Source organism: Cognatishimia activa, assembly GCF_026016445.1.
GTDB classification, from domain to species: Bacteria; Pseudomonadota; Alphaproteobacteria; order Rhodobacterales; family Rhodobacteraceae; genus Cognatishimia; species Cognatishimia activa_B.
Genome location: NZ_CP096147.1, coordinates 2,491,010 through 2,509,197 on the forward strand (window position 1 = coordinate 2,491,010; position 18,188 = coordinate 2,509,197).

At 53.4% G+C, this 18,188-nt stretch carries 13 protein-coding genes; 3 read left to right on the forward strand and 10 right to left on the reverse strand.

Annotated elements, in window-relative coordinates; translation table 11 throughout:
• The 4 genes from M0D42_RS12435 to M0D42_RS12450 form a co-directional block, all read right to left on the reverse strand.
• Window positions 1–1,044, reverse strand: coding sequence for an ABC transporter ATP-binding protein (locus M0D42_RS12435; RefSeq protein WP_265018931.1), 1,044 nt, complete (start codon window positions 1,042–1,044; stop codon window positions 1–3).
• 27 nt (window positions 1,045–1,071) lie between these two features.
• Window positions 1,072–1,911: a carbohydrate ABC transporter permease gene (locus tag M0D42_RS12440; RefSeq protein ID WP_265018932.1), complete on the reverse strand. Its 840-nt coding sequence runs from the start codon at window positions 1,909–1,911 to the stop codon at window positions 1,072–1,074.
• A complete protein-coding gene (locus M0D42_RS12445; protein ID WP_265018933.1) occupies window positions 1,908–2,753 on the reverse strand; it encodes a carbohydrate ABC transporter permease in 846 nt (281 codons plus the stop codon). The genes M0D42_RS12440 and M0D42_RS12445 overlap by 4 nt, the downstream gene beginning before the upstream one ends.
• A 104-nt stretch (window positions 2,754–2,857) precedes the next feature.
• On the reverse strand, window positions 2,858–4,120 hold the full coding sequence (locus M0D42_RS12450) for an ABC transporter substrate-binding protein (RefSeq protein WP_265018934.1): 1,263 nt from the start codon (window positions 4,118–4,120) through the stop codon (window positions 2,858–2,860).
• A 280-nt stretch (window positions 4,121–4,400) separates the two neighbouring features.
• Here M0D42_RS12450 and M0D42_RS12455 point away from each other — a divergent pair, with 280 nt between their 5' ends.
• Window positions 4,401–5,429 (forward strand): LacI family DNA-binding transcriptional regulator, encoded by a 1,029-nt coding sequence (locus M0D42_RS12455; protein ID WP_265018935.1) that lies wholly within the window; start codon window positions 4,401–4,403, stop codon window positions 5,427–5,429.
• Window positions 5,430–5,447: 18 nt separating this feature from the next.
• Here the strand turns inward: M0D42_RS12455 and M0D42_RS12460 are convergent, their stop codons facing one another.
• Entirely contained in the window at window positions 5,448–7,550 is a 2,103-nt protein-coding gene (locus M0D42_RS12460; RefSeq protein ID WP_265018936.1) for a tetratricopeptide repeat-containing sulfotransferase family protein, read from the reverse strand.
• Window positions 7,551–7,841: 291 nt separating this feature from the next.
• Between M0D42_RS12460 and M0D42_RS12465 the strand changes: the two genes are divergently transcribed.
• Both M0D42_RS12465 and M0D42_RS12470 read left to right on the forward strand, forming a co-directional pair.
• Window positions 7,842–11,357: a beta strand repeat-containing protein gene (locus M0D42_RS12465; RefSeq protein WP_265018937.1), complete on the forward strand. Its 3,516-nt coding sequence runs from the start codon at window positions 7,842–7,844 to the stop codon at window positions 11,355–11,357.
• Window positions 11,358–11,483: 126 nt separating this feature from the next.
• Entirely contained in the window at window positions 11,484–11,975 is a 492-nt protein-coding gene (locus M0D42_RS12470; protein WP_265018938.1) for a helix-turn-helix transcriptional regulator, read from the forward strand.
• A 27-nt stretch (window positions 11,976–12,002) separates the two neighbouring features.
• Here M0D42_RS12470 and M0D42_RS12475 read toward each other — a convergent pair whose 3' ends face one another.
• The 5 genes from M0D42_RS12475 to M0D42_RS12495 form a co-directional block, all read right to left on the reverse strand.
• Window positions 12,003–12,755, reverse strand: a complete 753-nt coding sequence (locus M0D42_RS12475; RefSeq protein ID WP_265018939.1) for a proteasome-type protease — start codon at window positions 12,753–12,755, stop codon at window positions 12,003–12,005.
• A gap of 36 nt (window positions 12,756–12,791) precedes the next feature.
• Window positions 12,792–13,610, reverse strand: a complete 819-nt coding sequence (locus tag M0D42_RS12480; protein WP_265018940.1) for a transglutaminase family protein — start codon at window positions 13,608–13,610, stop codon at window positions 12,792–12,794.
• Complete coding sequence (locus tag M0D42_RS12485; protein ID WP_265021149.1) at window positions 13,603–14,544, reverse strand: alpha-E domain-containing protein; 942 nt, start codon at window positions 14,542–14,544, stop codon at window positions 13,603–13,605. Before M0D42_RS12485 ends, M0D42_RS12480 begins: the two co-directional genes overlap by 8 nt.
• Before the next feature lie 6 nt (window positions 14,545–14,550).
• The gene (locus M0D42_RS12490; RefSeq protein ID WP_265018941.1) at window positions 14,551–15,981 is read right to left on the reverse strand and encodes a circularly permuted type 2 ATP-grasp protein; all 1,431 of its coding nucleotides are present in this window, start codon (window positions 15,979–15,981) and stop codon (window positions 14,551–14,553) included.
• 357 nt (window positions 15,982–16,338) lie between these two features.
• Window positions 16,339–17,898 carry a trimethylamine methyltransferase family protein gene (locus M0D42_RS12495; RefSeq protein ID WP_265018942.1) on the reverse strand — a complete coding sequence of 520 codons (1,560 nt, stop codon included), beginning with the start codon at window positions 17,896–17,898 and terminating at the stop codon, window positions 16,339–16,341.
• Window positions 17,899–18,188: the final 290 nt, after the last annotated feature.

Consider the following 18,188-nt stretch of genomic DNA (forward strand, 5'->3'; position numbering starts at 1 on the left):
TTACGCGACAGCGAGGTTGGTTTGCGTGTCGAACCAGCGGATGCGGTCCGGCTGAGGAGCAAGGTTCAACATGTCGCCAGATTTAAGCTTCAGATCGCTTTCCAATATCGCACGGAACATAGTGCCATTGACGTCACAGGTGACAAGCAAATGGGCACCAAGGGGTTCAACCAAACGAACTTTGGCCGGCAGGCCATTTTCAGATGGCACGATATCCTCAGGGCGAATAGCGAATTCTATAGGGCCATTTCCGCCTGATGGACCAGAGTAGGTTTGACCAGCGACTTGCCAGTTTCCACCATCGGCCTCGGTTGCAGGCAGGAAGTTCATCGGCGGGTTACCGATAAAGCCAGCTACAAAACGTTCGGCAGGATTGCGATAAACCTCAACCGGAGTGGCGGCTTGAACGATGCGCCCCTCGTGCATGACCGAAATCCGGTCCGCGAGACTCATCGCCTCGACCTGATCGTGGGTCACGTAGATCGCTGTCGTATTGCTTTCTGCCAGAACGCCTTTCAGTTCTGCGCGCATTTCAAGACGCAGAAGCGCGTCCAAGTTGGAAAGCGGTTCATCCATCAGGATAACATCTGGCTCCATCGCAAGCGCGCGAGCCACCGCCACACGTTGGCGCTGACCACCTGAAAGCTCACCAGAGTAGCGCCCAAGCAGTTGATCGATGTGCATCAGACCCGCTGTCCGTTCGACGCGCTTTTTGACTTCAGCATCCGGCAATTTCTGCATACGCAGGCCAAAGCCGATGTTTTCAAACACGGTGAGGTGCGGGAAAACGGCATAGTTTTGGAATACCATCGCGATGCCGCGATCCTTAGGCGCAAGGTGGTCAACCCGGCGCCCGCCGATCCAGACTTCGCCTTCTGTCGCCGTCTCCAGGCCACAGATAATGCGCAGAAGCGTGGACTTGCCGCAACCCGAGGCTCCGAGCAGGACCATGAATTCCTGATCCGAAATGTTGAGGTTGATGTCGCGCAGCGCCTGATACTCTCCGAAGCGTTTGGCGACGTTCTTGATCTGAATCTCAGCCATTGTTTGGCTCCTTAAACTTGCAACCGCTTAGCGGTTGGCGATGCCCCACATCGCAAAGAGGTATTTGCGCACAGCGAAGATGAAGATCAGCGCTGGCACGACGAGGATGAACCCACCGGCGAACTTCAAGTGAAGCGGTGATGTGTCGAGGTTTTGCAGAAGGAACGCGGTCAGCGTCCGGTTTTCGATGGTCAAAACCGCAGCTGCAAACACCTCGTTCCAGGAAATCACGAATGCGAAAATCGCCGATGCTGTGATACCTGGAAGGATCAGAGGCAGGATCACCTTGGTGAAGGCGGTCAATCGTGTGCAGCCCAAAGTCCAAGCCGCTTCTTCCAGTTCCATTGGAATACCCGAAAAGAGCGAGAACGTGATCAGAACCGCGAACGGTATGGCCAGCGTTGTGTGAACCAGCGCCAATCCAAAAATCGTATCGTCAATCCCTGCGCGAATGAACATGACTGCCAGTGGCAGCGCCAGAAGCGGCAGTGGGAAGGCACGGGTCAGCAGGATCAGCAACCGGAACAGCTCTTTACCTGGGAAATCAAACCGAGAAAGAGCGTAACCCGCAGGTGCCCCGATAGAGATCGACATAACCATGGTCAGTGCCGCGACCAGAATCGAGTTTTTCAGCGCCGTCAGAATACCCGCAAAGTTGGCAAAGAAAGTTAGACTGCCGAGATCAAACTCAGGAACGAACGATTTCGGGAATGCGTTCACCGCCTCCGGTGAGCTGAGCGTATTGATCAACAGGAAGTAGATCGGGACGAGCACCCAAGCGCAGAGCATGGCCACGGCAGCGCCGTAGACAAAGCGGCCCGCTCTACGAGTATCCGCCGGAGCGGCTGCAACAGTTGCATCACTCATATCGAAGCTCCTTTCGGTACGCGCAGTGCACGCAGGATCACAAGTGTCGAAGCGATTGAGATCGCAAGGATGATCAGGGCAATCGCGGCCGCTGCTCCACCATTCAGCAGTTCAAACTGGTAGGTGTAGACCTCGCCCATCAGGACTGGGAACAACGTGCCCCCCAGCGCCGAAACAACAGCGAATATTTCAAAGGCCAAGATGACTCGCAGCACCAGCGCGGTTTGCAGAGATGGACGCAGAAGCGGTAGCGTGACCTTCAGGAACCGCTTCCATGGCGAGGCACCAAAGACTTCAGCAGCTTCGTAATATTCCTTGGGGATCAGGCCGATGCCAGCCACCAGGATCACCAGCATGATCGCGGTTGCACGCCAGATTTCTGCTCGGGCAATCGCTAGGAAGACGACACCCGGAGTTTGGTAAGACAGAAGGTTAAACGGCTTGTCCGTTGCCCCAACTGCGTTCAGCATGGAGTTCAGGAAACCTGACTGGTCAAAGATCGCCAACCAGATGATCCCTGCGGCTAGGTCCGAAATGCCCAACGGAATGGTCCAGATGTAAAGGACAATGTCACGCCCTTTTTTCATCTTGTTGACCATCGTGGCCATCAACAGAGCCAGCGCGAGCTGTACGGGGACAACGGCGGCAGCCAAAATCAGAGTGTTTTGCAGCGAAATTGGGAACTTCCAGTGACTACTTACGTCTCGGAAATTATCCAGAGTGAAACCTGCTCCGGTGCTGAAGGCTTGCTGTGCGACCAGTACAAACGGGTACAGGAAGAACAAGCATAGAAACAGCGTAACCGGGAGGATCAGCAAATACGGTAGGAACCGTGCGTTCATGGGATCGCTCCGGGGTTTTGGTCAAATTTGGTGTTTGGTTCGGGTGTCCGGGCCATTCAAGGCCCGGACAGGGTTGCAGGTAGAAAACCTGCAGTGGGAGAGCATTACTCTACCGGGCAGGCTCCTTCGGATGGGGCATCTGGTGCCCAGCAAGGTGCGCCTGTTTCGTTCATGATCTTCGCAAGAGTTTTCTTCTGATCATCCAGAACCGCACGGATTGGCTGACCGGCCAGAACGATACGCTCAAAGCTGTCTACGAAGACACGGTTGAAGTCACCGCCTTTGTCACCAAGACCTGCTGGCAACAGACCAGGGTTGGCATCCGCAGAAGCACTCATGATAGCAACCGCATTCCCTGCAGCTTGAACTGATGGAGGCAGGTCACCAGGCAGTTCAACATCTACAACCGGGAAGAAGTTGGTCGCGCGAAGGGTTGCGATCTGAGTTTCAGGCTTAAGCATATGCGCAACAATCGCCTTTGCCGCATCCATGTCAGGAGCTGTACGTGGAATTGCAACGCCAGCGATCACAGGCATGAAGCCCCGGCCTGTTGGACCAGCTGGTGCTGGGAATGCCACGAAATCATCTGGGCGTTCATTGAATGCTGCCGCCAGACGAGATGTGTGGTCAAATGCAATCCAAACATCTTCAGAGAGCAATTGCTCCTGCAAGAATGAGAAGTTGGTTGAAGCCGGGTTGGTCACAGCCCAGAGTTCGCGCATCTTTTCCCAAGCCGTTACAGCTTCGTCAGAGGCAAATGTGCGCACAACACCGTCGGTGTAGGACGGGTAGAGATATCCTTGGAAGAAGCGATGCTTCAGACCCTTTGGCCCGGCTGGAAAACCAAATTTAGCTTCGCCAGTCGCCTCTTTGACGTTTGTAGACCACTCAATCAGTTGGTCATAAGTCAATGCGTTGATATCCGCGCCCGCTGGCAAATGCTCCAACGCTTTTTTGTTGGCGGCCATGATGTAGCTCGCCTGCATCCAAGGAATGTATTGCGTGTCTGATGTGCCAAGCTTCGCCAGTTCGTTGAAAGTCGCACTTGCAGCGCCCAGGCCCAGATCGCCCAGATCGAGAAGATCATCTGGGTTCATCGCCGAAAAATCGCCGTGCAATGCGCCAAGGACACCGATGGAACCGGAGCCTGCTTGAAGCTCAGCGTTCAGACGGGTCAGCCAAGGGCCACCATCGTTTGGTTGATAGTCAACGTCCTGTCCGCCCAGAACTTGTTCACGCATCGCCTGTGCTTCTTCGACAGGTTTGGCCTGTGTAGACCAAAACAATACGTCTGCTTGTGCGATGGTGGCAGAGACCAGAATGGCCACGCCTGAAGCTGCACTTGCCAATTTGGCTTGGAATTTCATGATTTCCTCCCAATTGAATCACGAAGCTCTCTTCTTATTGAGGCTTCCGTTTGTAGTTGCGATCCACTCCTCCCCTGGAGCACGACACCGAATTCCACTGCTACTGAAGGCAATTAGGAATCGGCGCTGATCTGCCAATAGCATGGTATAACGTTATACCAATCGTCAATGATTTTTATGTGGTTTTGTGAATACGGTCGAAAATACAATCAATACCTCCTTGTAACTATAGGGTATCAGGGGGTAAAACTGCCAAAACGTTAAACCAAAACTGGAAAGAATGGCCCGAAAACCGAAATTAGAAACGGTCGCAAAGGAAGCAGGCGTATCAGTCGCGACAGCGAGCCAAGTGATACGCGGCACCGGTCGAATTTCGGAAAAAACGCGCAAAAAGGTACTCGAAGCAGCCCAAAAGCTACACTACGTGCCAGACTCTCGGGCAGCATCAATGCGCTCAGGTGACAATCGCGAAATTGGATTTACGATTCATCAGATCGCCAACCCGTTTAATGCTGAAGTCATCAGTGGTGTCAGTGATCTGCTAGAAAACGAAGGCTATCTGGTATCCGTCTTGGACTCGCAAGATGACCCGGAGCGCCAGAGGCGTCAATTGGAAGCATTCATCCGAAGCTCTCGTGGTGGGCTATTGTGGGTTCCAGCACATGATACTCCTCAAAGCAGCATCGATTTGCTGCGCAACCACCAGATGCCGACCGTTACCTTTTTGCGACGAGAGGGCACATCTGATTTCGATCACGTGGGTATCCTGAACACGGAAGCGACAAAGACCGCCACGACCTATCTGGCGGACCTTGGGCATCACAACATCGCGTTTTTGGGCGGTAAAGCGGACGTAGACGTCAGGAACCAGCGTATCGCCGGCTACAAGTCCGTCATTGCTGAACGAAATCTCGGCCCTGAAATTATCTGGGATTCCGCAGACGACAAATTGGCGGGGCTAAACGCGATGATGGATTTGCGGCTCGCACATCCTGAAGTCACCGCGATTGTGTGCAACGGCGATCAAATTGCGCTTGGCGCTTGTCTGGCTCTTGCGCGAAATGGTGAAGAACCTGGGAAAGACGTTTCGATTGTCGGTTTCGATGACATTCAAGATGCCGCCGCCGCCACGCCTCCCCTAACTACGATGGCGACCTCGCCGTATCAGCTCGGCAGACGGCTGGCACGTGCGCTGCTGGAACGCATCCGAAATCCGGATTCTCCTATCGCGATATCTGAGATTTCAGCAAAACTCGTCGAACGCGAGACAACTGGTGCAAGATCAGAACGAGTGAAAAAGCCACGATAGTCAGTCCTATGACATGCGTTAGCTACAGGCGGCCATCAACTTAGTCAGGTGTTTCCTGTAATGCTCCCACTTGGCGACTGAGCTTGTGTAGATTGGCTCGCGAACCTGCGTGATACTGGCTGTGCGCACACGACGCTTAGATTTATGAGAGTGCAAGCAAGCCTCTTCCCAGTCCAAACCACAATATGTCAGCAAAGCCTTCACCTGCGTTTCTTGGTCGGACACCAACTCTTCATATTGAAGTGTGTGAAACGCATCTGAAGGCAGCATCGCTTCCCAATGTAGCATAAGGCGCTCATAACCTTTGAAATAGCGGCCCATTTCAACCTGATCGTAGCTGTGAAACTGGCTGCGCTCAAAAAGACGCGTGAAGCCAGAGAAGCAGCTGTCCATGCCACTGCGTTTGACATGCACAATCTTAGCGTTGGGCAGAAGCGCATGGATCAGACCAATCAGATCGAAGTTGGAAGGCATTTTATCGGTGACGAAAGCAGCACCATCCGAAATGTCAGTCAGAATTGCTAGATAGCGATCAACCAGTGCGCGGATTTTATCACCTGCGATCCGAGCAAAGGCATTCGGGAATTCTGCGCGGGTTGTCTCATCGAGCTGTTCAAACAAATTGCGCAAATCATTCAGCTCGCCCGCCCCATAAACCTTCGAGTGGCTCGCGAGAATGGTTTCGGTCAATGTGGTGCCGGAGCGCGGCATGCCGAGTACAAAGATCGGTGTGGCAGAGGGGTTGGCAAAGGCGCGCAGTTGATCGATGAAATCAAGAGTGAAGGTTTGAATAATCGCATCCACCTGAGCGTCGCGCGCATCCGCATCGTATTGGATGGTCGACCGTTTCAAAGCAGCCCCGCGTTCATATTGTTCCCACGCCTTATCGTAATTGCCCAAAGCGTCGTAACAATCAGCCAAGCCAAAGCGGAACGAAATCTGCTTTGAGATAGGCATGTTGTTCACCTGTGACAGCTCCTGCTCCAAGGCCATAAAAACCGGGTCCGTTGGAGATTTAGGCTTTAAAACACGGCTCAGAGCCACGAGGGCGGACGTATCAGAAGGTTGTAGCTGCAATGCTGCCTCAAAGGTTTCCATCGCTTTTGTTTTGTCACCCATCTCCAGATAGATGTGCCCCTTCCCCATCAGGCTGGGCGCGAAAGTTGGATCCTGCGCAAGTGCCTCATCATAGTGGCGCAGAACCGAGTCACTATCGGCTAGACCACTTTTGACCAAACCCAACTGGTGAAGACAGCTGGCATTTTGAGGCTCAAGCTCAAAAGCTCGCTCTGCCGCATTGAGAGCAAGTTCAGGATGGTTCTTTTCCAGATAGACCTGTGATAGCCCAATATGGGCGGATGTCTGTTTTGGATCAGACACCAACGCGCGGCGGAACAACCGCTCTGCTGCATCCAGTTCCAAACGCATTAAAAAGATACGACCCTGATTGCGCAGCGCCTCGGCATTATTCGGATCTTTGGCCTGAATGTGAGAAATTTCCAAAAGCGCCTCATCCAGGCGATCCAAATCAATCAGCACGGTAGACAGGTTATTGCGGCTTTCATGGTGATCGGGGTGGATGGCCAGCACTTGGCGATAATACTCAATCGCAGCATCGATCTCCTTTTCATCCCGCGCGATGGACCCAAGATTGTTCAGAGACGCGATGTGTTTGGGATCAAGAGACAGGGCTTTTTGATGAAGCGCTTTTGCTTTCTCAATCTCACCGAGGTCGTAATAAGCCAAAGCGAGGTTCGCAAATATCGGCGCTGATTTGGCCCCACCGGCAACGGCGCGCTCGCCGTATGATACCGCCTCAGGAAGACGATCGGCAGAACGGAAAACCTCGACCATATTTGACAGCAGCATCAGATTCTTTGGATCAATCGCAAGCGCCGACTGAAGACGCTCGGTAGCCGTTTGCAGATCCCCCTTTTGATAAGCGGCCAACCCGATCAGCTGTTGCGCCATCGCATTTTTTGCCTCTGCCTGCAGCACGCGATCACACAGATATATACAAGCGTCCAACTCACCCTTTTGGAAGTTGTTCAAAGCCATTTGAATGGCTTGGGCAACGCTTAAAGTTTGAACGGTTTCTTGCGAGTTTGAGGCCGTGGTCATCTGTATCAGTCCTTTGTTCCCCTCTGCTTTATCTAACCAGAAATCGACCGGCAATCGCGTGCTCGTCAAAAAGCGCGCAGGCTACCGCTTAAGCCTCAAATCGACATAAACTTTGGTTATAAACCTGTTTTTTAAGGGTTTTCCGAAGCGCGATCCCCATTAAGGGAATTTCAAGGAATACGGCGCGCACCTCAAGCCTAGAGGTCGCCACATCATTGCGATGAGAATATTGGGGACAAAAATATGAGCAACGCAGGCAGACAAACGATCGCCTCACAGGCAGGCGGACGCATGATCAAATGGAAGGGGCGTGTCGCGAGCTTGGCACCCTCTTTGCTGTTGGGAACTGTCTCTGTCACTGCACTAGTTGTGGCAGGCGCACAGGCAGAAACGGTCAACACTGCCCAGGCAACCGCGCTGGTCAGCGCCGTGGATGAGGATCACACAATCACCCAGGATGGGTCGATCACTTTGAACCCAATGACCGACCGCGCACTCGTTGAAATCAATGTCACGCAGTATAATCAAACGCTCAGCAACCAAGGCGCCTTGAGCGGCACAAATGCAAACAATCGCACCCACGTTGGCATGGGCGTGAATGGGTTGCTCGCCGGGACAGTATCAAACAGCGGATCGGTCACTTTGTCTTCGACAGGTGTCACCTCAGCAGACCACCGCGGCATCGACCTGAGCGACATTCAGGGGACGGTCACAAACTCCGGATCTGTTGACGTCATTGTTGATGGATCCACTTGGGTTCAAGCGACGGGTATCTACGGTGGAGCCACCTCTGGAACAGTGAGCAACTCTGGTGACATCAGCATTCTCGCGGACGGCAGCTCTGCCAGAGCTTACGGCATCAATTTGCGCGCAACATCAGGAACCGTGGACAATTCTGGGACGATTTCCGTAACTGCAAATGGGACGGGATCCTCAGCAACGGCTTACGGCGTGCGCATGGTCGGTCTTTCAGGGACGTTTCGAAACAGCGGTACCATTGACGTGGTGGCCAACGCGGGCAGTGAAGGTTCAGCCTACGGAATTACCGCCTATGACGTGAGCGGTAACCTCGAAAACACAGGTACCGCAACGGTGGCCGCAACTGGTAACACCAATCCGGTTGCCCTTGGCATTGATTACGGTGATCTGGCGGCGACCGGCAGTATTACCAACGCAGGCACCATCGATGTTCAGGCGACAGGGACAAACGTGAGCACCGCCACTGCAGAGGGTATCTCTGGTTTGGCTCTTGATGGCACGCTTACAAACAGCGGTACGATCCGAGTATTGGCTGCAGCGAATTCAGCGTCCAGCGTGGATGCCATTGGGATCTACAACCACAACATTTCTGGTACTTTGACCAATAGTGGCACTCTGGAAGTTCAGGCTCTTGGATTAAGCGCGAGTAACGTCAGTGCAGTCGGTATCGAGGGCCGCACTATGTCTGGCACTGTAAGTAACTCAGGCTCTATCCTAGTTAATGCTGTTGGCGGTAGCTGGGCCAGCGCAGAAGGCCTCTCTATGGATTCCATCACCGGGGACCTGACAAACACAGGAAATATCGTGGCCCTGGCTGAGGGCACAAGCTCGGCTTATGCAGGTGGGATTTATTCGCGCACAGTTTCAGGGGATGTGAACAACTCAGGCACTATTGTTGCTGCTGCACTCGCTTCAAGCTACGCATATGCAACAGGTCTTTACGCCAGCATGCTAAATACTGGCGGGACACTGCAAAACAGCGGGACAGTTCTGGTTATAGCTGCGGCAGGTTCAAGCAGCGCGGCAGCAACTGGGATGGGCAGCGGGTTCGCTCGCGGTACCATGTCAAACAGCGGGACCTTGCAAGTTGGCGCGATCGGAGACGGTGTGGCCTACTCAGAGGGTATGAGCGCTTTCTTCACTGACACCGACACCGAGGTTCGAAATTCAGGCCTGCTGCAAGTCGGAGCCCTTTCTCTGAATTCTTCGGCCACTGCTGTTGGCATCCAGTCCGTACGCATGGCAGGCACACTTGAGAATTCCGGGACCATTGAAGTCATTGCTGGGGGCACTTCAGCACGGGCCTATGGGGTCAATCTCGGCTCCATGGAGGGTGGACCATTCCTGTCGGTCACCGGACAGGTCAATAACACTGGCACAATTTCGGTCCTCGCAGCCGGTTCGTCTGAAGCTGTCGCCTATGGCATTCGCGCAGGCGCTGTTGAGGGAACAATCACCAACTCCGGCGATATTAATGTAGCAGCCTTTGCTGCAAATGGTGGCCTTGTAACTGGTCTAGACTTCAGCAGCGTCGCCTCAACGGGCACAGTGACAAACTCCGGCGATATCACGGTCTTGGCGGATTACACCAATGCAACCCGCTACTACGCGGCGGGCATTGGTGGCGGCCAGATGGACGGCACGATGATCAATACCGGAAACATCGTAGTGACATCGACCACGGTCGCGCCCGGCGTTGCTGATGCCGCTTTCATCACTGGGATCGCGGCCTTTGACATAGCAGGGACGCTGACGCATGACGGCACAATCGACCTGACAAATGCAGGCGGCGCGGGCAGCCAAGCTTACGGTATCTTCGCCAATAATTTAACAGGCACGCTGAATGTGAACGGTGACATCGCAGCGCGTGGAGCCGACTCCAATTACGCTATTTACGCAGGCGGCGGGGCTGGCACGCTGAACATCAATACCAGCGCGACTGTGGACGGAATGATCCGCGTTGAGGACCACAATGTAAACCTGACCCATTCCGGCGGCGCACGCGTTTATCAGTTCGAAGACGCCAACACTGCGGGCGGCGCGTTTGCGACCAATGTTACCATCGACAACGGCGTCTGGTTTGTTTCCGATGCCGGCGGCTCTGCACCTGTCTACGCATCCGCCATTGGTGAAGACTTTGCGGTTAACACACTCCTCCCTTTCCAGATGGGCGCTTTGGCGGATGGTCTGTCCTTCGAACTTGCGCAGTCACCAACAAATGTTGTGAGCCGCAATTCGATGGAAGATGCCAGTGGAACAGCCATTGAAACCTTCGCACGCATCAGCCTTAGCACCGCGGACGGCTCTAGCATGGCAGGTGCAGAGCAGTCTGACCTTGGCACGCTTACCGCGGGCTTGAAGGCTTCAGTTGGGGACACGCACTACGGGCTTGGCCTGTCTATGGCATCGGGCAACTCATCGCAGGCGACAAACGCCACTGAAACAGATGGTGCCTTCCTGAGTGCTGAAGTCGCTCACGACTTAGGATTTGCAGAGCTTAATTTTGGTCTGGGCTATGGTCAGTTTGACCACACCAACACCCGGACCATTGGTGGCAGCCCTGACGCCATTGGAGAATTTGGCAGCACCGTCAAAACAGCCCATATTGGTATCCGGCGCGACTTCCAGCTATCGGATGGATCAACGCTGACACCGCGCGCCTCCTTCCGAAAAGGTGTTCAGGACATCGAGGGATACACTGAGACCGGTTCTTTGGCGAATGCCACATTGGCGGATCGGAAAGTTGAGTTTCAGGAAGCTAAGCTTGGCGCGCGTTTCGCGAAAGCGGCTGGCGCGGGCACCTTCAGCATCTCCTTTGATGCGGTGCACCGTAGCGTGAGCAGTCCAACCTTGATTGATGTCTCAACCTTTGGCTCTTCCAGCGCACTTACGGCAGGCGGTTCCCAAGACGAAACTTTTGGTCTGGTCGCTCTCGAGTTCGCAACGCCTCTGGGTAAAAACGATCTTTTCACTATTGGGGCCAGCAGCCAGATCGGCTCCAAGTCCCAAGCACAAACTTTCTCAGCTGAATATGCTTTGAAGTTCTAAAAACGACCGCTTTCGCCCTCGAAAGCACAACATAAACTTTGCAGTTGCGCGCCACCTCGGTGGTGCGCTATTGCGCCTGCGGCTCATCTGAGACACGCGCGCACATCTATGAACAGGACCGATCCGATGCCTTCAAAATCCAGACTGACATTCGCATTTTTTGCTTCGCTAAGCTGCGCCTTCGTCATGATGTTTGAAGATATTGGCGAGGCCATGGGTGCGGAATGGATCGAACGCTGGGATGATCACCATGTTTGGGAAGTCATGATCATGGCGTTCCTCTTTGGTGCGATCGCCGTTCTAGGCCTGGAAGTGCGCAAAATGCGTCGCTACCAGGAAACGCTGGAAGACAAGGTCAACCGCGCGTCTGATGCGTTTGAGGAAATGCTGACCGCTTACTTCGACCAATGGGCCTTCTCTAGCGCGGAACGCGATGTGACACGCCTTTTGCTCAAGGGCTGCTCGGTTGCTGAGATGGCTGAAATCCGCAACGCGAAAGAAGGCACAATCAAAGCGCAGACAAATTCGATCTACAAGAAGTCTGGTTACTCCGGTAAGACGCAGCTGCTCAGCGCATTGCTAGAAGACCTGACACACGGCGGCTCCGTATCCGTCTAAAGTCTTGGAAGAACTATCGCATGGGCGCTATCCGCGCCCTGCTGTCTTGCCTAGATCAAAATCAGGCAGTTTGCCAAAGGCCTCGCGTAAGGCCCCTCCCCAACCATCTGAAATTTCGTTGTAGTAAGGATCGTCTGCCTCAATGCGGAATTCCTGCGCCGTTGAAAGCGTATCAGCTTGATAGACTCGCACATCTAAAGGCAGATCCACGCCAAGATTGGCTTTGATGGTTGAATCGAAAGAAACCAAAAGCAGTTTGACGGCCGCATCAAATGACATGTCAGGATCAAAGGCCCGGACCAAAATCGGCCGCCCGTATTTGGTTTCGCCAATCTGCAGGAACGGCGTATCTGCGCTGGCTTCGATGAAATTGCCTTCTGGATAGATCAAGAACAGACGGTGATCTCCGCCTTTGATCTGCCCCCCAACCAATATCGTGGCATTAAACCCGCTGTCGGCCCGTTGCCCCTCCATCGCATGATCAGAAATCACTTCTTTCAGGGTATCTCCAACCAAAGTGGCAACCTGAAACATCGTTTCTGCCTGCAGAATAGAAGGATTACGATCCTGTGCAGCCTTACTACGTTCCTCTAACAGGCTGACGACGGCTTGAGTGGTCGCCAAATTTCCTGCGGTCATGAGCGTGATGGAGCGATCTCCGTCGACGTCCCAAGAGAACATCTTGCGGAAGGTCGAAATATTGTCGACCCCGGCATTGGTTCGGGTATCAGACATGAAGACCATGCCTTCGTTCAACATAAGCCCAACGCAATAAGTCATTGTGCCCTCGATTTAGGTTCACGCTTAAGAATTAGGCTATTGCTGTACTTGCAAGGCAACTTCAAGTGCTTCTTGCCCCGCACCTTGACGAATTCCGTGAATTGGAGCCGCTTCTCTGTAATCACGTCCGATCGCTATCGTGATATATCGACTGTCCGGCGATATTCCATTTGAGACGTCAAATCCCAACCAACCCAAACTTTTAACATGAACTTCGCACCAAGCATGCGTCGCATCTTGATCAATGCGATCATCCATCAAAAGATAACCGGAGACATAGCGCGCGGGAAAACCCAATGCGCGCGCGGCAGTGATCATGACATGCGCATGATCCTGACAGACGCCGCTTCCATTGCTCATCGCCGCTTCAGCAGTAGTCGCAGAGTCAGTTGCGCCGATCTGATATGTAACGGCTTTAGAAATTTCGGCAGAAAGCGCGTGTAGCAATGCGATGTCATCGACGTCTTTGCGGTACTTCTGCATCTCTGCGACAAGTGACCTAATCGTCGAACCAGGGCTTGTGAGTGCCGTGGTCTGCTCAAAGAGCCAGAGCGGCGCGTATCCTTTGGATTGACCGGTCACCCCCGCCATATCCTCAACCTCAACGACACCCTCGGTTAGAATTTTCACCGAAGTTTGCCCGGTCTCCACCTTCACCAGCTGCGTGCGGTTCTGCAGGTGATCTTCGAATTCCACCTGCTTGGTGCCGCCCGTGATCGCAGTCGTCCATTCGAGAACTTGCTGACCCTTTGTGTCACGCGGAGTTAGCCGTAACTGCTGTAACGCATAATGCACCGGGACATCATAAGTGTATGATGTCTCATGGCGCACAGTCAGTCGTCTTGTCTCAGCCATAGAAGCGGAAGTCCTCTTCGATATGCCCGGCTAGCTTAGCATTATTGTCAATGAAACTGCTCAGAAATTCGTGCAGCCCTTCTTCAAAGATCGAGTCGACAGTGTGAGACTTCACGCGATGGCACATCGCGTCGGCTTGAACATGACATTCTTCGCGAGCATCATATTCGAGTGCGAGGTTGGCGAGGTTTTCTCCAATCTTTTTCGCGCAAAAGGCCAAAGACCTCGGCATGCGGCTATCTAAGATCAAGAAATTCGCAATGGTTGCAGGGCTGCTTTCACCGCCGTAAAGCCATCGGTAGCTCCGCTCCGCGGAAACCGACCTTAAGATCACTTCCCACTGCGCATTGTCCATCGAAGACCCGACAAAGGCCGCAGATGGCAACAGCACGTAGTACTTCACGTCCAAAATACGCGCAGTATTATCCGCCCGTTCGATAAATGTGCCAAGGCGAGAGAAGGCGAAGATGTCATTGCGCAACATGGTGCCATGCAATGCGCCCCGCACGACCGACGTCCGAAAACGGATTTGAGTCAGAATGTCGTGCATCGCCCGTTCGGTCACCGGACGTGCAAGTAGGTCTTTGAGGACCATCCAGCATTCATTGGTCGCTTCCCAAACCTCAGAACTCAGCGCGGTGCGTACCAGTCGACCGTTGTTTCTGGCATTGGTGATGGCTGTCATGACAGATGACGGATTGTCTTTGTCACGCAGCATAAAATTGATCACCTGACCAGCTTCAAAGGTGTCGTACTTCGCAAGATACGCCTCGTTCATCCCAGCGGTGGTGATAATGGATTGCCATTCGTTAGAAGCTCCACCGGATCGTGTCAGCGCGATATGCCAACCGGCTTCTAGCAGGCGAGCCGTATTTTCAGCGCGTTCAAGGTAACGGAACATCCAGAACAGGCCGCCAGCTGTCTTTCCTAGCATCATGTCTTAGTCCCCCAGTACCCAAGTGTCTTTAGTGCCGCCACCCTGCGAGGAGTTCACCACCAAAGACCCTTTCTTCAATGCCACCCGGGTCAACCCGCCCGGCGTGATCTCAACCCGGTCAGGCGATACCAGAACGAATGGGCGTAAATCGACGTGCCTTGGGGCAAGGCCCGATTTGGACAGTATGGGGACGGTAGAAAGCGATAGCGTCGGCTGCGCTATGTAGTTGGCAGGTTTGGCGCGCAGTTTTCGTTCAAAAGCCGCAAGTTCTTTCTTGCTCGCTGCTGGGCCAACCAGCATGCCATAGCCACCGGATCCATGCACCTCTTTCACAACCAGATCAGATAGGTTCTCAAGCACGTAGCTCAGGCTGTCTGCTTCGGAACAACGCCATGTAGGCACGTTTTTGAGGATCGCCTGTTCGCCGGTATAGAACTCAACGATGTCGGGCATGTAGGAATATAGCGCCTTGTCATCGGCAATCCCGGTACCAGGTGCGTTGGCAATCGTAATGTTGCCTGCGCGGTAGACATCCATGATCCCTGGTACACCAAGTAGGCTGTCTGGGTTAAAGGTCAGAGGATCAAGGTAGTCATCATCCACTCGACGGTAGAGGACATCGATGGGTTGATAGCCACGCGTTGTCCGCATGGAGACATAACCGTCCTCCACGCGAAGATCCGTGGACTCAACCAATTCGACGCCCATCTGATCCGCTAGGAACGCATGCTCAAAATACGCAGAATTATGGATACCCGGTGTGAGTACAGCGACGACTGGTTTCGCGTTCGGTGAATTCGCCGGACAGCTGCCCGCCAGAGAACGCCGCAGAAGTTGTGGGTAAGCAGAAACAGGTCGCACTTTCAGCTGGCTGAATAGCTCAGGGAACATCTGCAACATGGTTTCCCGGTTCTCGAGCATGTAGCTCACACCAGAAGGTGTTCGTGCGTTGTCTTCCAGAACAAAGAACTCATCCTCTCCGGTTCGCACCAGGTCAGTTCCAACGATATGTGTGTAAACGCCACCCGGAGGTTTGACCCCGACCATCTCAGGCAAAAACGCCTCGTTGCCGATGATGATCTCTTTTGGAATACGGCCAGCGCGCAGGATTTCTTGGCGGTGATAAATGTCGTGTAGAAAGGCGTTGATGGCGCGTACGCGTTGCTCAATGCCCCGCTCAAGTGTGCGCCATTCCTTTGCCGAAATAATCCGAGGAACAATATCGAACGGGATCAGCCGCTCATCTGCTTCTTCCTGTCCATAGACATTGAAAGTGATACCAATCCGCCGGAAAAAACTTTCAGCTTCCGAAGACTTTCGCCGAAGCGCTTTTACGTCCTCTTTGCTAAACCAATCGAAGTAAGCCTCATAAGGTTGCCGGGGCTGGTCCGCTCCAAGCAACATTTCATCAAAATGCACATGGTTATCCGTCATAAAATTACGGTGGCATAATAAAATCTGAGCGCAAGCAGATAATTTGGTTCGGCGAATTAGGCCGTAATTTCAGATAATGAATTGATGAAGAATGCTGCTTTTTTACGCACTTTACCTTGGGCAAAATTTTGCACTGCGCGATTGAGCCCCACCACAAAGAGATGAGTTTTAATATTAAAATCAAAGACTTAAAGTCACCTTCGCGTAGAAAACACGGGCGAAGTTTCGCGGCACTTCCAAACCGTGCACCACTTCAGGTTCTTATAGAGGCTGCCCGACCGAGAGCCCAACAAATCACAACAGGAATTGTCAAACGTAGACGGGCGAGCAGCTCAATCTCACTTATCGAGGGAAAGATCAGGAATCATGCAAACCGATCTCTGATTTTCGGCGTGCAATGAACGCCCGTAGCTCTTCATTGATAGCTGGATCAAGCATCGGTTCTTGATACTCTTCCAGCTGCGTTTTCCACATCTTGTTGGCCCGTTGTGCGGCGTCCAACTCGCCTTCTTCCAACCATTGTTCATAGCTGTTGTTATCAGCGGTCGTGGCACTATAGAACGCGCTTTCAAAGTTTTTCAGCGTATGTTCCGTGCCCAGATGGTGATCGCCCGGGGCATGAGCCAGAAGGCCTTCCAGCGCTTGCCCGTTCTCACTGAGGTCCAAACCTTCAGCGAATTTGGCCATCGCACCCAGCTGGTCACAATCCAGAATGAACTTTTCATAACCAATAGCGAGACCACCTTCGAGCCATCCTGCGGAGTGCAGAACAAAGTTCACCCCTGCCATCAGAGTTGGGTGAATTGTGGCGGAAGATTCATAAGCCGCTTGCGCGTCAGGAATTTTGGATGCGGTCAAAGAACCACCAGAGCGGAAAGGAACGCCAAGACGACGCGCCAAAGCAGCAATGGTGTAAAGCACGATCGCAGGTTCAGGTGTACCAAATGTCGGCGCGCCAGATTTCATCGACATAGAGCTTGCGAATGATCCGAAAATTGCCGGAGCACCGGGACGCACCAGCTGGGTAAACGCGATACCGACGAGGACTTCCGCCAAAGACTGCGCGGCGACACCCGCGGCAGTCACTGGTGCCATCGCACCTGCCAGAATGAACGGCGTAATGATGCAAGCCTGGTTATTCGCAGCGTAGACTTCTGCCGCATCCAACATCGTGTCGTCCCACACCATCGGAGAAGACGCGTTAATGAGGCTAGTCATAACAGTGCGATCACCGAGATCACCGCCAAAACCGATACGTGCCATATCGATGGAATCCTGTGCACGCGAGCCTGCAGTCACAGAGCCCATGAACGGTTTGTCGCTATACCGGAGATGGGCGTAGACCATATCGAGGTGACGAACTGACACCGGGATATCCACCGGTTCACAAACCGTCCCTCCGCTGTGGTGCATGTGCGGCGCGGTATAGGCCAGTTTGACGAAATTCTCGAAATCATGGAGCGTCGCATAACGACGCCCCTGGTCGATGTCGTGCACGAATGGAGATCCGTAGTTCGGCGCAAAAACCGTGTTCTTACCACCAATCTGCACATTGCGAGCTGGGTTCCGAGCGTGTTGTGTGTACTCGGAAGGAGCAGAAGCCTGAATGATCTCACGGCACATGCCACGCGGGAAACGCACACGTGTCCCATCTACATGAGCGCCTGCCTGACGGAACCGTTCGATGGCGCTTGGCGCGTCACGGATTTCAATACCAACCTGCTCCAGCAGCGTGTCAGCATTGCGTTCTATCAGTGCAAGTCCATCCTCCGAGACAATCTCGAAAGGATCAAGCTTTCGTGTCACATAAGCTGGAGCTAAGATATCACTCGCTCCGCGCTGCGCACGGCGCCCCTGACGACCACCTCCACGACGGCCTTTACGGCTCGCCACGTTTGCGTCACTTATATCAGCCATTTTCGCTCTCCACTAAGCTGATCGAACCCGTTCACATTAGGGCCCGTGTTAAACGTTTTTCTCCCACCGTTTTCCAAGCGCCGAGTGCTTAGGGGTCGTATAGTCAACCAGAACAATCAGAAGCCTGCGGCTCGCTCATTCAGTTGAATTACATGATCATCCTGGCAGACGGAAAGTGTTGGGAAAGGCATCGTTCCGCATCGTGGAACAATTCCATATTATGGAATGCTAGCATGCGAAAATAAGCTCTGTCACCAAAATTCAATTCGCTGACGGTAGATATTCGGCAG

Coding starts and splice junctions, on each gene's coding strand:
- M0D42_RS12435 (WP_265018931.1), bottom strand. CDS start 1,044: ATGGCTGAGATTCAGATCAAGAACGTCGCCAAACGCTTCGGAGAGTAT.
- M0D42_RS12440 (WP_265018932.1), bottom strand. CDS start 1,911: ATGAGTGATGCAACTGTTGCAGCCGCTCCGGCGGATACTCGTAGAGCG.
- M0D42_RS12445 (WP_265018933.1), bottom strand. CDS start 2,753: ATGAACGCACGGTTCCTACCGTATTTGCTGATCCTCCCGGTTACGCTG.
- M0D42_RS12450 (WP_265018934.1), bottom strand. CDS start 4,120: ATGAAATTCCAAGCCAAATTGGCAAGTGCAGCTTCAGGCGTGGCCATT.
- M0D42_RS12455 (WP_265018935.1), top strand. CDS start 4,401: ATGGCCCGAAAACCGAAATTAGAAACGGTCGCAAAGGAAGCAGGCGTA.
- M0D42_RS12460 (WP_265018936.1), bottom strand. CDS start 7,550: ATGACCACGGCCTCAAACTCGCAAGAAACCGTTCAAACTTTAAGCGTT.
- M0D42_RS12465 (WP_265018937.1), top strand. CDS start 7,842: ATGATCAAATGGAAGGGGCGTGTCGCGAGCTTGGCACCCTCTTTGCTG.
- M0D42_RS12470 (WP_265018938.1), top strand. CDS start 11,484: ATGCCTTCAAAATCCAGACTGACATTCGCATTTTTTGCTTCGCTAAGC.
- M0D42_RS12475 (WP_265018939.1), bottom strand. CDS start 12,755: ATGACTTATTGCGTTGGGCTTATGTTGAACGAAGGCATGGTCTTCATG.
- M0D42_RS12480 (WP_265018940.1), bottom strand. CDS start 13,610: ATGGCTGAGACAAGACGACTGACTGTGCGCCATGAGACATCATACACT.
- M0D42_RS12485 (WP_265021149.1), bottom strand. CDS start 14,544: ATGCTAGGAAAGACAGCTGGCGGCCTGTTCTGGATGTTCCGTTACCTT.
- M0D42_RS12490 (WP_265018941.1), bottom strand. CDS start 15,981: ATGACGGATAACCATGTGCATTTTGATGAAATGTTGCTTGGAGCGGAC.
- M0D42_RS12495 (WP_265018942.1), bottom strand. CDS start 17,898: ATGGCTGATATAAGTGACGCAAACGTGGCGAGCCGTAAAGGCCGTCGT.